Origin of the sequence: Promicromonospora vindobonensis (assembly GCF_042685865.1) — a bacterium.
GTDB classification, from domain to species: domain Bacteria; phylum Actinomycetota; class Actinomycetes; order Actinomycetales; family Cellulomonadaceae; genus Promicromonospora; species Promicromonospora vindobonensis.
In genome coordinates this window covers 262286-274875 of sequence record NZ_JBHUOG010000002.1, presented here as the reverse complement: position 1 = coordinate 274875, position 12590 = coordinate 262286, and the positions used below count along the sequence as shown (strand labels likewise).

The following is a 12590-nucleotide window of genomic DNA, read 5'->3' as shown; positions in this document are numbered from 1 at the left end:
CAGGTCGCACCAGCCGGGCAGGTCGCGTCAGCCCAGCAGGTCGACGACCTCGCCCGACACGATCCGCCCGAGCACGTCCAGATCGATCTGCTTGAGCGACGCCGCTCGGCTCAGGCCGGGACGCTGCGGCACCGGCACCTCGGCGGGCACACCGAGCGTGCGCGCGCCCGAAGCGAGCGCGGACGTGATCCCGGGGCCGGAGTCCTCCACGGCCACGCAGTCCTCTGCCCGCACACCGAGCAGGTCGGCGGCCACCAGGTACGGCTCAGGGTGCGGCTTGCCGTGCGCCACCTCGTCGCCGGTGACGAGGTGCGCGAAGGTGCCTGCGGGGGCGCCGTCGGCCACGACCTGCGCCTGGCTGCGGTAGGACATGGTGACGATCGCGCACGGGACCCGCGCAGCGCGGAGGTCGTCGAGCAGCTCGAGCACACCGGGGCGCCACGGCACCGCCTCGCGCAGCTGCTCGTTCACCCTGGCCACGAGCCAGGTGACGATCTCGGCGGGCTCGAGCGGGACACCGGCGTCGCGGAGCATGGCGCCGGTGGTGACGAGGGCCTGCCCGACGGCCCCCAAGGCGTCCTCGTGGGTCCACGTCGCCCCGTGCGCCGCCACGATCTCCCGCTCGGCGAGCATCCAGTAGGGCTCGGTGTCGACGAGGGTGCCGTCCATGTCGAACAGGACGGCAGCGGGCAGGGTGGCGGATGAGTCGTGGGGCACCGGCACATCGTAGGTGCCGACGTTGTACAGGCGGTAACGAGCCCGCCGTCGTCCGGACCGCTTCGGGCGGCGCTGCCGGGTGCCGCGCCGGGACATGCCGGACGATGGCGCCATGACGCACTCGGCCGCTTCCGGCATCGCAGCCTTCACCTTCGAGATGGGCGTGCTCAAGCGCCTGCGCAGATCCGGCTGGTGGCAGGTCGGGATCCGGGACCCGGAGTCCGTGGCGGAGCACAGCCTGCGCGTCGCGCAGCTCGCCGCCCTGCTGGCCGCCGAGGAGGGCGCGGACCCGGCGCGCGCCGCCTACCTCGCGCTCTGGCACGACTCCCAGGAGACCCGCATCACGGACCTGCCGCACACCGCTCGCCCGTACGTGACGAAGCCGGACAACGTCGCGGTCACCCGCGACCAGGTCGCTCCCCTGCCGGACGCCGCGGCCGCGACGGTCCTCGACGCCGTCACCGAGTTCGAAGCGCAGGAGACGCCCGAGGCACGCTGCGCGCGGGACGCGGACAAGCTGGAGTGCCTCGTGCAGGCCGTCGAGTACCGGTACGGCGGCCAGGCCGGGGTGCAGGAGTGGATCGACTCGTCCTATGCGGCGCTGCGCACGGACGTCGCTAAGCGGGTGGCGGACGCCGCCCTCAGCCTGTCCCCCATGAGCTGGCGCGGCTGAGGGGCGGGTCGGCCGGCCCGCCCGGGTCCGCGAGGCTCAGTCCGTGAGGCTCAGTCCGTGAGGCTCAGTCCGTGAGGCTCAGTCCGTGAGGAGCTGCGCCACGCGCTCCTCCTGGTCGGCGTCCAGCTCGGTCCGCTCGAAGGCGGCGACCGCCTTGTCGAACGTCCGGTTCACCGACGGCTCGATCTCGACGACGCCGGCCGGGGCGACCATCGCCTGCTCGTACTCGGTGATCCAGGCGTCGATGTGCGCCACGTACGCGTCACGCGCCTGGTCGAGCTCGCTGCCCTCGGTGAGCGTCACCGCCCGGACGTCCTCCTTGGCGGTCAGGACTCCGTCGCGCGCCTCTTCGGCGAGGTCGGGCACGTCCGTCATGAGCGCGGTAGCGAGATCCTCCTGCTGCCCGGTGTCGGAGGTGGCCTCGATCTCGTCGAACCGGCCACTGATCTCGTCGATGTAGTCGCGCATCGTCGACTCGCTGTGCTCCACGGCATCGAGCAGCACGTCAGCGGGCTCGCTGGTGCGCTCGGCCTGGGACCAGGCGATGCCGCCGCCGGCGCCGGCGACGACGAACGCTCCGACCGCAGACAGCAGGGCCCGGTGATTTCGCAGGTTGAGCATTCGCTCATACTCACCCGAACTTGGGGTGCTCCGCGCGCCTGACGATGTGATTCGTGGCGGAGCAATCAGGCATATACCCATTTTCCGGGCGCACATCGCAGCCTGTCGGCCGCTGCCGGGGCCAGGCACCGGGTCAGCGCGTCTTCCGTTCCAGGTGCTCCAGCCGCTCCGCGGCCAGGGCTGCCCGGTTCATCCCGGCCCGGATGTACGGCGCATCCGTGCCGGCGCTCTTCGGGTAGAAGATGCCCAGGTTGATCAGGCTGACGAAGCACGCGTAGACCAGCTCGTCGTGCACCAGGTCGAGCGACAGCAGCGTGCCGATGCCGACGATGGGGACCAGGTAGACAGCCACCGTGGGCTGCCAGGCCGCCAGCCGTCCGAGCGTCGCGATCTCACCCAGCGGCACGGACGAGAGCCCCGCCGCACGGGCGCGCTCGTTCGTGTCCCATGCGAACCAGAGGCAGGCCTGGACCACCACGGCGAAGGTGACATGACCGACGAGGGTTCCCAGCGGCCACCAGTCACGCTGGACCAGCGTCGGCAGCACGACGTAGACCGCCGGCAGGATCGCGAGCGACCGCAGGCCGGCCTCCGCCGCCACCGCCCGCACCCGCGCCGACCGGCCACGGGGCATCGCCCAGACGGTGCTCAGCTCGGCGAAGACGTTCAGGTACAGCCGAGCGCTCACCAGTGCGAACGTCAGGGTGACGAGCCGCACCGGCAGGTTTCCCCACGGGTCGGGAATCGGGTAGTCGTCCGCGCGGACGTCGTCGAAGAAGGCGAGGCCCGTCCCCGACCGTCCGGCCACCTCGTCCGCCATCTCGAACCACTTCGCCTGCCAGGACACCCCCAGGTCGCGCGACCACCAGGTCACGATCAGCGCGGTGGCGCACCAGAGGAGCACCGCACAGAGCCAGGCCCAGCGGCGCAGCCTGCGCGCCTGGCCCAGCTGAGCGACGCCCGTGCTGTCGCGCACCTGGGCGCTGCGCTCCTGCAGCATCCGCCGCTGGCGGGCCACCGTCCCTGCACCGGGCGACAGGTCCTTCAGGCGCTCGAGGCGGGATCGCGGGCGTTCCCTGCCGTCCTGCTCGAGAATCGCCATCTCGTCCCGGAACACGCGGCCGATCTGCTCGAACGTTCCGCCGTCCGGATCGAGCGGCGTGACCAGGAGCCGACGCCGGGGGTCGGCGTCGGTCAGGTCCTCCAGGAGCCTGGCGAGCCCGACCGAGTTCACGTAGAACTGGTCGGGCACGGTCCCGTCGGCGTTGTGCGGGATCCCCGCGACGGTGATCAGCAGGGCGCCCAGCGAGTAGAGGTCGGCGCGGGGATGCCCGACGCCGTCACGCCGCACCTCCGGCGCGGCGTACGCCCCGTCGCCCTCCGGTCCTGCGATGGACCGGGTGTGCAGGTGGTTGACGCCGAGGTCGACGAACCGCAGGCGCACCGTGCCCGGCTCCCGGTCGGTCTCCACGATGATGTTCGACGGCGTGAGGTCGTCATGCCGGCGCCCCTCCCGCTCCAGGGCGGCCAGCGCGGGCAGAAGGGCACCGCCGAGCTCCCGGAGCGCGTCCGTGTCGATCGGGCGGAGGATGTCCCGGGCAGGAGCCGGCGGACGACCCGCCGCCCGGTGGGCCAGGTGCTCGCCGAGGGTACGGCCGCGGATCAGGTCCATCAGGATCCAGCTGTCGTGGCTCGCCCACACGCGTACCGCCGGCGAGCTCTCCACGGCATCGAGCCGACCGTGCTCGGCCAGGTAGTCCCGCGTCGCGGCAGTGATGGCGGGAATCGTGAGGTACGGATGGATCAGGCACTTCAGCGCGAAGACGGCGGTCCGGCCCTGTGACGGTGCGGCGACCCGGCCCGTGAGGATGATCGACGTCGTGCCGTGCCGGTAGAACTTGAGGCTCGTGACGTCGATCGCCGCCCACTCCGCCGTCGTCTCAGGGGACGCGGGGGCGCGGGCCGCCGAACCTCTCGACGAGCCTCGGCGCGCGCCCGGCGGAGCGTCCGGATCGTGCAGGGCGACGATCGAGCGGCGGACGTCGGGATCGGCCACGAGGGTCACGCTCACGCCCTCCGCCGTCGTCCCCGCCAGGGCGACGTGCCGAGGCGCGTCGCCGTGGAACCGCACCCGGTCCGAGCAGTGCATGGCGACCAGGGTGAGCAGGTAGAACCCGACGAAGCCCACGGCACGCGGTTCCAGCCCGCCGGCGCCGGAACGTTCGGACCACCAGCGCCACAGGTCGTCGATCTCTTGGCGGCGGGCCACCTGGAACCGGTCCGCGTAGGCACGCTCGTCCAAGGGGATGTCGAGCAGGACCGCGTGCCAGTCGTGGGTCCGCCAGGTGTTCAGCCCGGCAGGACGGACCTTGCCGGCAGTCCGACCGGTCAGCTCAGCCACGACGGCGGTGAGGCGCTCGAGCGTCGCTCTCATGGCGTCCACCTGATCACGGTCCGTGACGATATCGGAGGCCTGGCCCCGCACGCTGCACAAACGCCTTCTCCGGTCGACGGTGCAACTCACACTCCCGCCGCGCGCTCCGCAGCGACCTGGGTGATGCTGACCCTCGGTCGGCGGCTCCGGCCAACGACTCTCGGCAGCACTCGACGAGGAGGAACAGACCGTGTTCGGACCCGATTTCTTCGAGCGACTCTCCCAGCGGATGTACTACGACCTCGACGGAAAGCCGATCACCCAGGACCAGTGGTCGGTCCTGCGGCTCGGTGCGGGCAGCGCCCACGTCGCTCGGGACCACGTCGGGTTCTACCACGTGTCCACCGTCTGGACCGGGATCGATACGGCGGCCCCTGTCGACGACGACCACGGTCATACCCCGCTGATCTACGAGACCTTGGTCTTCGTCGAGCGGCTCGACCCGGACGGCGTGCTCGCGGAGGACGACCGGCTGGACTGCACCGAGCAGTACGCGGAGCTGCACGCCACGCGCGACGACGCGCTGGCCGGCCATCACCGCGCCCTGACGATGGTCCACGACTGGATAGTCAACGGCCGCCCGGAGCTCTGACACGGAGGCCACGGATGCAGATCAGGACACCCTCTCGGACCACGTCTCTCACCGCCCGTCGCGCCGTGCGCGGTCCGGCGATCTACGGTGAACCGATGCACGGAACCACCCCGCGGAAGCTGGACCCCGCGGGCGCACAGGCACTCCTGGCCGAGGTCTTCGAGCCCGGCGCCGACCGTCTCGCCCACTCGATCGGCGTCGGACGGCGCGCCGAGCATGTCGCGCGGGCGCTGGGCCGGCCGGAGCTGCTCGTCTCCGCCGCCTATCTGCACGACATCGGCTACGCAGCGGCGGCCCGTGACACCGGCCTGCACCAGCTCGACGGTGCCCGCTACCTTCGTACGCTCGGTGCCCCGGCGGCGCTGACCGGCCTCGTCGCGCACCACACGGCGGCCACGGTCGAGGCGGCGGAGCGGGGCCTCGACACCATCCTGCGGCGCGAGTTCCCCGCGCCGTCGGACGAGCTCCTGGACCTGCTCACCTACTGCGACATGACCACGTCGGCGCGCGGCGAGGCCGTCACCGTGGACGAGCGGTTCGACCGCATCTACGACCGCTACCCGCCCGGCCACCTCGTGTCCCGCAGCATGCGGCACGCGGAGCCGTGGCTGCGACGGACCGTGACCGGGATCGAGCGACGGCTGGAGCGGCCGCTCAGGTGAGGAAGGGCTGCGTCCGCGTCGGGTCCACCGCGTGCTCGATCCGCAGCCGCATCGAGGGGTGGATCTCCAGCTCGCCCAGCCGGTCGACGGGCTGCCACACGACCTCGCTCGACTCGCCGGACGTCCGCAGCGCACCACCGGTGACCGTGCCCCGCATGCAGATGGAGAACTGGGCCCTGACCTCGCCGTCCGAGTACACGATCACGTGCCGGGGGTCGGTGTAGATCCCGATCAGGCCGGTGATCCGCACGTGGTAGCCGGTCTCCTCCTCGGTCTCCCGGACGCCCGCCTCCCGGACGGTCTCGCCCGGGTCGATGCCCCCGCCCGGGAGCGCCCAGAGGTCGTTGTCGGTGCGATGGATCAGCAGCAGCCGTCCGACGGGGTCCTGCACGGCCACCGTGACGGACGGAACCACCGAGTTCACGGGCGGGGCGGCCGGATCGTCGAAATAGTCGAACCGCACCATCACGCCACCTTGCCCGAGTCCTCCGTCCGGGGCCAGGCCTCCAATGGTTTTGCGCCGTTCCAGACCCGCTCGAACCCCGCCTGGTAGGCGGGCGCCATCGACGCCTCCGGACCGTCCTTCAGGTGCAGCAGCGGGTTGGCCCCTGCGGGTGAGCCCCAGATGTGGGTGTTGACCAGCAGGTCGTCGTCGAACCGGAAGGTCGTGGCGTACAGCGCCCGGTCGTGCAGCCGCACCTCGACGCCCGGGGTGCCGAGGGCTGGCGCCAGGTAGGCGAGCACGAGTGCGATCCGCCCCGCGAGCCCCGTGCCGCCCTCCTCCTGCGTACGTACCGCGACCGCGTCGCCCTCCGGATCCCCCAGCAGCAGCCGCACCTGCACGCCGCGCGCCGCCATGGTGACGATCTCCGTGGTCAGGTCCAGGGTCTGGTCCGGCAGGAACGTCGCGGCGAACGCGTGCAGCTCGAACCGCTGCTCCACACCCGCGAGGAAGGCCTGCCAGGTCCCTGACGGCACGGCACGCCGAGCCGGGTACACCCCGACGATCTCCTGGGCTGCCGCCTCGGCCCTGTCGACGTCGCCCCACAGCGCCGCGACGTCGCAGCCCAGGGCGTCGGAGACCGCGACGCGGTGCCGGGGGTGCGGCGTGCGGCCCTGGGCCACCCAGCGCTCCACCGTCTTCGGGTCCACACCGACAGCAGCCGCCAGGCGGACCTGGCTCAGGCCGGCCTGGTTCATCGCTGCGACCAGTCGTTGATTCCTCACGTGTTACCCCCCAGGGACGTATCTATCACCGAAACGTCCCGAGCGCTGCCGATGGCACGTCCCATGCCCTCGGCGCACAGTGGACTCAGCCAGTCATCACATGTCCGCCCTATGCCCGACCCGTGCCCCGGAGAGTCTCGTGAATCCCATTGCAGCGCAGTCGGTCACCGAACGTCTCGGCGATGTCATCGATCTCCTGCGCCACGTCCGCGCGGACTGGATCGAGGTTCTCACCGTCACCCCTGAACGTGTGTGCCTGCAGCCCTGGCACCTGGACGACGGCGAGAGCATCGCCCGTGCGCTCGGCCTGGACCACGCCATCGACCAGCGCATGGTGAACCCCGGCTACACGTTGTGGACCGGTACGTGGCGCGGCGTTGAGGTGCAGGTGCGCGGCGCGCTGCGAGCCGGCGTGCCGGTGCTCTGACCTCGGCGTCCGGTCCGCCGCGGACGCCCGACCAGCAATTCGCCCGTCCGCGAACGCGGCCGCGCCCCTGGTCACGCCGAGCGCCCCACACCCTAGGCTGGGGGGATGACCGACGCGCATCACGAGCAGCCGGATCAGGCCTCGCCTCGCCAGACCGTGCTCCTCGCTGCCTTCGAAGGTTGGAACGACGCGGGGAGCGCCGCTACGTCGGCTCTCACGCACCTGGCCGAGGTGTGGGGCGCCGAGAAGGTGACCGAGCTTGATCCCGAGGAGTTCCACGACTTCCAGGTCAACCGGCCGTACATCTCGTTGGACGACGACGGTAAACGGTCCATCACCTGGCCGACGACGTCCGTGTCGGTGGCACAGGTCGGCGAGCGCAAGGTGGTGCTGGTGCACGGTGTCGAGCCGTCGATGCGCTGGCGCAAGTACTGCGAGGAGCTGCTGCAGGTGGCCGACGACCTCGGAGTGCGCACGGTGATCACGCTCGGCGCCCTGCTGGCCGACGTGCCGCACACCCGGCCCATCCCGATGACCGCGACGTCGGACAGCGTGGGCCTGCAGGCCGTGCTCGACATCGAGGCCAACACCTACCAGGGCCCGACCGGGATCGTGGGGGTGCTGCAGCACGAGGCGGCGCAGCGCGACCTGCAGTCGGTCAGCCTGTGGGCGGCGGTGCCGCACTACGTCGCCAACCCGCCGTCGCCCAAGGCGACGCTCGCGATCCTCACGCGCGTCGAGGAGATCCTCGGCGAGTCGGTCCCCATGGGCGAGCTCCCCGACGACGCCGCCGCCTGGCAGCACGGCGTGGACGAGCTGGCGTCGGAGGACTCGGAGATCTCCGAGTACGTGGCCCAGCTGGAGGAGGCGAAGGACACCGCGGAGCTCCCCGAGGCGTCGGGCGACGCGATAGCGCGGGAGTTCGAGCGCTACCTGCGCCGCCGGGACACCGGCGGCAAGGACAGCGGCCCCGAGAAGCTCTGACCCGCCCGCACCCGCCGGCCGGTCGAGCAGCACGCACAGAGGCCTGAGCCCCCGCGGGGGCTCAGGCCTCTGTCGTCGTCAGCTCGGTGGCGCGTTCACGCACTGTTCGAGATCGGCTCGATCCGCACTCCGGCGTCCGGACCATGAAATCCCACCCACGTCTCGAGGCACCGTGCGGCGTCCTCTACGCGGTCGTAGACCGGGGCATATCCCGGCCCGTTGCGCACCACGCGATAGCGCGTGCTGCACCGGGGCGTCGTCGTGACGGTGACCCGGGTCTCGCCCGTGAAGTCTTCCTCGTACTCCGTCATGCTCCCCATCCTGCCCCGGGTTAAATGCAAACGGAAGCAGGGGTCAAAACTAACCTGACCGGCGCATGACGTGGTCCTGGCCTACCTGGTGCAAACCAGGCGACCGAACGGTCAAAGACGCACTCCGAGCAGGGCGTTTACCGTCCGAGCCATGATCCCGGGGGCACCCTCCTCGTCCGCGGAGGTGTCCCGAGCAGGGTCCAGCGACACCTCGGCCCAGGCGTCGACAGCGGCCACGGCGGCCGGTGCGTCGAGGTCGTTCGCGAGCGCCGACCGGACGGCGGCGAGCGTAGCGTCGGCCGACGGTCCGCCGTTGCCCGACACGGCGGAGCGCCACCGCACGAGCCGCGCCTCGCCCTCCGGCATCGACGTCTCGTCCCACTCCCACTCGCTGCGGTAGTGGTGGACCAGCAGGGCCAGCCGGATCGCCATCGGGTCGTGCCCGGCCGCGCGCAGGCGCGACACCAGGACCAGGTTCCCCAGCGACTTGCTCATCTTCTCGCCCTCGTAGCCGACGAGGCCCGCGTGCACGTGCGTGCGTGCCCCTGCGGGCTCGGCGCCGTCCGGCCCCGGACACAGCACCCGGAGGTGGGAGGTCGACATCTCGTGGTGCGGGAACAGCAGGTCCGCGCCTCCGCCCTGCACGTCGAACCGCTCCCCCTGCGCGAGACCGAGCCCGTCCCGTGCGATCACGGCGCACTCGATGTGCCAGCCGGGGCGTCCGGTGCCGAGCGGCCCGCCGTCCCAGGCGGGCTCGCCAGGGCGCTCCCGGCGCCACAGCAGGGGGTCGAGCGGGTCCTTCTTGCCCGCGCGGTCGGGGTCGCCGCCGCGCTCGGCGAAGTCGGCCAGCGCCTGCTCGCGGTCGAGGTGCGCGACAGTGCCGAAGAGCGGGTCCGCGGTGAGGTCGGCGTAGACGTCGCCCAGGTCGGGCGCCGGGCCGCCGGCGCCCGGCTCGAGCGGCACGCGGTAGGCGGCACCGGACTCGACCAGGGAGGCCACGGCGCGTGCCACCTCGGGGACCGACTCGACGGCCCCCGTCCACGTGTCCGGCGGGACGACGCCGAGCGCCGTCATGTCCTCGCGGAAGAGCGCGGTCTGGGAGGCCGCGAGCTCGCGCCAGTCCACGCCGGTCGCCTCGGCGCGCTCCAGCAGCGGGTCGTCGACGTCGGTCACGTTCGAGGTGTAGACCACGTCCTTGCCCGCGTCGCGCCAGGCGCGCACCAGCAGGTCGAACGCGACATAGGTGTTCGCGTGGCCGATGTGCGTGGCGTCGTACGGCGTGACGCCGCACGCGTACAGCCGGGCGTGTGGCCCCGGCGCCGCCTCGACGAGCTCACCGGTGGACGAGTCGTGGACCCGGACCGGGTCGGAGGCGGGGAAGCCGGGGAGCTCCGGGACTTGGGGTGTGGGCCAGGCGTGCACGCGACCAACGATAACTGCCGCCCGTGACGCTCCCGGACCACGTCAGGGCGCTGCGCGTGTGTTTTACGCGACGCCGCCGGTCGCGTCGATCGTGCCGGACGTCAGCAGCCACACGACGACGGCCGCGAGCGCGAACCGGTAGAACACGAACGGCTTGTAGGAGTAGTTGCCGATGATCTTGAGGAACCCGATGATGACCGCGTACCCGACGCCGAACGCGATGATCGTCGCGATGATCGTGGCGCCCCAGCCGGGTGCTCCGGCGGGGATCGGCTCGCCCAGCGTCTTGATCAGCTGGTAGAAGCCCGAGCCGAGCACCGCGGGCAGGGCGAGCAGGAACGAGTAGTCCGCCGCGGCCTTTCGCGTGAAGCCCATGGTCAGGCCGGCGGTGATCGTGCCGCCGGAGCGGGATACGCCGGGCACCAGTGCCAGCGCCTGGGCCAGACCGAAGCCGATGGCGCTGGGCCCCGTGAGCGACGTCAGCTCGCGCTCCTGGCGGCCGAAGACGTCGGCCAGGAGCAGCAGCAGCCCGAAGAACGCGAGCGTGAAGACCGTGAGCCAGAGGTTACGGAACGTGGACTCGATCTGATCCTCGAACAAGAGGCCGAGCACCACGATCGGGATCGAGCCGAAGATGATGTACCAGCCCATCGCGGCGTCGTGGTTGGCGACGGCACCAGGGCGGCTGTGCCGCACCTCGACCGACCCGGGCCGCGGCCCCAGGCCGACGCGCGCGCGCCACCCGTTGCCGTTCGCACCCGAGAGGGCCTTGAACCAGGCGACGAGGATCGCGCCGATCTTCTTGCGGTAGTAGATGATCACCGCGATCTCGGTACCGATCTGGGTGATGGCGGTGAACGCCGCACCGGGGTCGCCCGATCCGATCAGCTCGCCGACGATCCGCAGGTGCGCCGACGACGAGATCGGCAGGAACTCGGTAAGGCCCTGAACCAGGCCCAGAAGGATCGCTTCCCACGCAGTCACGGGCGGTGACACTACCCCACGGCGCGCCTCCTGACGCACCCGCAGGAGCCGCGGGTAGCCTGCCTCACATGGAACGACGCCGCGTGGGCAGCTCTGGCCTACGGGTCTCCGAACTTGGGCTCGGGACCATGACATGGGGTCGCGACACCGACGAGATCGACGCGGCCGAGCAGGTGCGGGACTTCCTCGACGCCGGCGGCACCCTGATCGACACCGCCGCCAGCTACGCCGACGGCGACGCCGAACGCGTCATCGGCGCTCTGCTGTCCGGCAAGGTGGCACGCCACGAGGTGGTCCTCGCCACCAAGGCGGGCATTCGCTCGGAGTCCCGGCCCGACGGCGGCTCCGGCCGCGTGGTGGACGCCTCCCGCGGCGCGCTGCTCGACAGCCTCGACGAGTCGCTGCTGCGCATGGGCACCGATCACGTGGACCTGTTCCTCGTGGCCTGCCCCGACCCGCACACCTCCCTCGAGGAGACCTGCAACGCGCTGCGCATCGCGGTCACCAGCGGGCGGGCCCGGTACGTGGGTCTGAGCAACCACCCGGGCTGGGCCACCGCCCGGGTGGCGACACTGCTCGAGCCCGACGTCGGGCTGGCCGCGGTCGAGCTCGAGTACTCGCTGCTGCAGCGCGGCGTGGAACGGGACGTGCTGCCCGCCGCCGACGCGCTCGGGGCAGGGCTGCTCGCCTGGTCGGCGCTCGGGCGCGGTGTGCTCACCGGCAAGTACCGGCGAGCCATCCCGGCGGACTCGCGGGCCGCGGGGGCGCTCGCCGGGTTCGTGCAGCCGTACCTGGAGGGTCCGGCGCGCGCCGTCGTCGAGGCGGTGGCCACGGCGGCCGAGGGCCTCGGCCGCACCGCCGGGGAGGTCGCGATCGCCTGGCTGCTGGAGCGTGAGGGCATCGCGTCGGCGATCGTCGGCGCGCGGACGCCCGCCCAGCTCCGTTCGTCGCTGGAGGCAACGACCCTGGAGCTGCCCTACGAGGTGCATGCCGCGCTCGACGACGTCTCCGCCCCCGAGATCGGCTACCCCGAGCGCTGGTGACCGTGCCAGCTCCCGTGCTTGATCAGCGTTGCTGCGCGGGCTGCGGCTCCTCCTCCGCTTCCTCCAGGTCGTCGTCGAAGTCGATGTCGTCGAGGTCGTCCTCGTCGTCATCCTCCTCGTCGTCGTCGTCGACCTCGTCGGCGAGGTAGAACGGCGTCACCTCGCCGAACACCGTGGCCAAGGACTCCTCGTACACCTCGTAGGCGTCGGCGAGCACGTCGTACGCGTCGTCGACGGCGGGGTCGTCGTCACTCCGGCGAGTGGCGACCGCGTGATGATGGGCCTCGAGTGCGGCAATGAGGCGATCGAGCGCGGCACGCGGTTCAACGGTCATGCCTTGACTGTAGCGTCAGGTCCTGGCCAGCGGGATCGCAAATCCTGATCGTTACGGCGGACCTCGCGGCGGCCGCACACAGGGTTTCCCCCCATGCCCGACCTGGAACGTGGTCCCGCAGGCGGACGACGGGAAGAGGGCGGCCGGTTTGGATGGTGG

Annotated in this window: 15 protein-coding genes; 6 read left to right on the top strand and 9 right to left on the bottom strand. The window is 71.6% G+C overall.

Features of this window, described 5'->3' with window-relative positions:
• Positions 1 to 27 precede the first annotated feature (27 nt).
• The gene (locus ACFS27_RS14520) at positions 28 to 717 is read right to left on the bottom strand and encodes an HAD family hydrolase (protein ID WP_377184185.1); all 690 of its coding nucleotides are present in this window, start codon (positions 715 to 717) and stop codon (positions 28 to 30) included.
• 112 nt (positions 718 to 829) lie between these two features.
• On the opposite strand from ACFS27_RS14520, the gene ACFS27_RS14515 reads away from it, so the two are divergent.
• Positions 830 to 1390, top strand: a complete 561-nt coding sequence (locus tag ACFS27_RS14515) for an HD domain-containing protein (RefSeq protein ID WP_377184183.1) — start codon at positions 830 to 832, stop codon at positions 1388 to 1390.
• A 78-nt stretch (positions 1391 to 1468) separates the two neighbouring features.
• Here ACFS27_RS14515 and ACFS27_RS14510 read toward each other — a convergent pair whose 3' ends face one another.
• Together ACFS27_RS14510 and ACFS27_RS14505 are read right to left on the bottom strand one after the other, a co-directional pair.
• Positions 1469 to 2011: a hypothetical protein gene (locus tag ACFS27_RS14510; protein ID WP_377184181.1), complete on the bottom strand. Its 543-nt coding sequence runs from the start codon at positions 2009 to 2011 to the stop codon at positions 1469 to 1471.
• A 133-nt stretch (positions 2012 to 2144) separates the two neighbouring features.
• Positions 2145 to 4445 (bottom strand): protein kinase domain-containing protein, encoded by a 2301-nt coding sequence (locus ACFS27_RS14505; protein WP_377184179.1) that lies wholly within the window; start codon positions 4443 to 4445, stop codon positions 2145 to 2147.
• Between the two features lie 190 nt (positions 4446 to 4635).
• On the opposite strand from ACFS27_RS14505, the gene ACFS27_RS14500 reads away from it, so the two are divergent.
• Both ACFS27_RS14500 and ACFS27_RS14495 read left to right on the top strand, forming a co-directional pair.
• Positions 4636 to 5037, top strand: a complete 402-nt coding sequence (locus ACFS27_RS14500; RefSeq protein WP_377184177.1) for a hypothetical protein — start codon at positions 4636 to 4638, stop codon at positions 5035 to 5037.
• 95 nt (positions 5038 to 5132) lie between these two features.
• Entirely contained in the window at positions 5133 to 5699 is a 567-nt protein-coding gene (locus ACFS27_RS14495; protein ID WP_377184175.1) for an HD domain-containing protein, read from the top strand.
• On the opposite strand, the gene ACFS27_RS14490 is transcribed toward ACFS27_RS14495, so the two are convergent.
• Together ACFS27_RS14490 and ACFS27_RS14485 are read right to left on the bottom strand one after the other, a co-directional pair.
• Entirely contained in the window at positions 5692 to 6165 is a 474-nt protein-coding gene (locus tag ACFS27_RS14490) for an NUDIX hydrolase (RefSeq protein ID WP_377184173.1), read from the bottom strand. The genes ACFS27_RS14495 and ACFS27_RS14490 overlap by 8 nt on opposite strands.
• Positions 6165 to 6926, bottom strand: a complete 762-nt coding sequence (locus ACFS27_RS14485; RefSeq protein WP_377184171.1) for a helix-turn-helix domain-containing protein — start codon at positions 6924 to 6926, stop codon at positions 6165 to 6167. Before ACFS27_RS14485 ends, ACFS27_RS14490 begins: the two co-directional genes overlap by 1 nt.
• 139 nt (positions 6927 to 7065) lie before the next feature.
• Between ACFS27_RS14485 and ACFS27_RS14480 the strand changes: the two genes are divergently transcribed.
• On the top strand, positions 7066 to 7353 hold the full coding sequence (locus tag ACFS27_RS14480; protein WP_377184169.1) for a hypothetical protein: 288 nt from the start codon (positions 7066 to 7068) through the stop codon (positions 7351 to 7353).
• 105 nt (positions 7354 to 7458) lie between these two features.
• Positions 7459 to 8337: a PAC2 family protein gene (locus ACFS27_RS14475; RefSeq protein WP_377184167.1), complete on the top strand. Its 879-nt coding sequence runs from the start codon at positions 7459 to 7461 to the stop codon at positions 8335 to 8337.
• Positions 8338 to 8432: 95 nt separating this feature from the next.
• On the opposite strand, the gene ACFS27_RS14470 is transcribed toward ACFS27_RS14475, so the two are convergent.
• The 3 genes from ACFS27_RS14470 to ACFS27_RS14460 form a co-directional block, all read right to left on the bottom strand.
• On the bottom strand, positions 8433 to 8648 hold the full coding sequence (locus ACFS27_RS14470) for a hypothetical protein (RefSeq protein ID WP_108494475.1): 216 nt from the start codon (positions 8646 to 8648) through the stop codon (positions 8433 to 8435).
• Between the two features lie 111 nt (positions 8649 to 8759).
• On the bottom strand, positions 8760 to 10070 hold the full coding sequence (gene mshC, locus ACFS27_RS14465) for a cysteine--1-D-myo-inosityl 2-amino-2-deoxy-alpha-D-glucopyranoside ligase (protein ID WP_377184165.1): 1311 nt from the start codon (positions 10068 to 10070) through the stop codon (positions 8760 to 8762).
• A gap of 63 nt (positions 10071 to 10133) precedes the next feature.
• Positions 10134 to 11054 (bottom strand): undecaprenyl-diphosphate phosphatase, encoded by a 921-nt coding sequence (locus tag ACFS27_RS14460; protein ID WP_377184163.1) that lies wholly within the window; start codon positions 11052 to 11054, stop codon positions 10134 to 10136.
• Positions 11055 to 11122: 68 nt separating this feature from the next.
• Between ACFS27_RS14460 and ACFS27_RS14455 the strand changes: the two genes are divergently transcribed.
• The gene (locus tag ACFS27_RS14455; protein WP_377184161.1) at positions 11123 to 12097 is read left to right on the top strand and encodes an aldo/keto reductase; all 975 of its coding nucleotides are present in this window, start codon (positions 11123 to 11125) and stop codon (positions 12095 to 12097) included.
• A gap of 22 nt (positions 12098 to 12119) precedes the next feature.
• Here the strand turns inward: ACFS27_RS14455 and ACFS27_RS14450 are convergent, their stop codons facing one another.
• Positions 12120 to 12431, bottom strand: coding sequence for a primosomal protein (locus ACFS27_RS14450; RefSeq protein WP_377184159.1), 312 nt, complete (start codon positions 12429 to 12431; stop codon positions 12120 to 12122).
• Positions 12432 to 12590: the final 159 nt, after the last annotated feature.

Bases quoted from the DNA above. Each gene is read 5' to 3' on its own strand.
- ACFS27_RS14450 (WP_377184159.1), bottom strand. From the start codon at position 12,431: ATGACCGTTGAACCGCGTGCCGCGCTCGATCGCCTCATTGCCGCACTC.
- ACFS27_RS14495 (WP_377184175.1), top strand. From the start codon at position 5,133: ATGCACGGAACCACCCCGCGGAAGCTGGACCCCGCGGGCGCACAGGCA.
- ACFS27_RS14475 (WP_377184167.1), top strand. From the start codon at position 7,459: ATGACCGACGCGCATCACGAGCAGCCGGATCAGGCCTCGCCTCGCCAG.
- ACFS27_RS14510 (WP_377184181.1), bottom strand. From the start codon at position 2,011: ATGCTCAACCTGCGAAATCACCGGGCCCTGCTGTCTGCGGTCGGAGCG.
- ACFS27_RS14515 (WP_377184183.1), top strand. From the start codon at position 830: ATGACGCACTCGGCCGCTTCCGGCATCGCAGCCTTCACCTTCGAGATG.
- ACFS27_RS14505 (WP_377184179.1), bottom strand. From the start codon at position 4,445: ATGAGAGCGACGCTCGAGCGCCTCACCGCCGTCGTGGCTGAGCTGACC.
- ACFS27_RS14470 (WP_108494475.1), bottom strand. From the start codon at position 8,648: ATGACGGAGTACGAGGAAGACTTCACGGGCGAGACCCGGGTCACCGTC.
- ACFS27_RS14455 (WP_377184161.1), top strand. From the start codon at position 11,123: ATGGAACGACGCCGCGTGGGCAGCTCTGGCCTACGGGTCTCCGAACTT.
- ACFS27_RS14490 (WP_377184173.1), bottom strand. From the start codon at position 6,165: ATGGTGCGGTTCGACTATTTCGACGATCCGGCCGCCCCGCCCGTGAAC.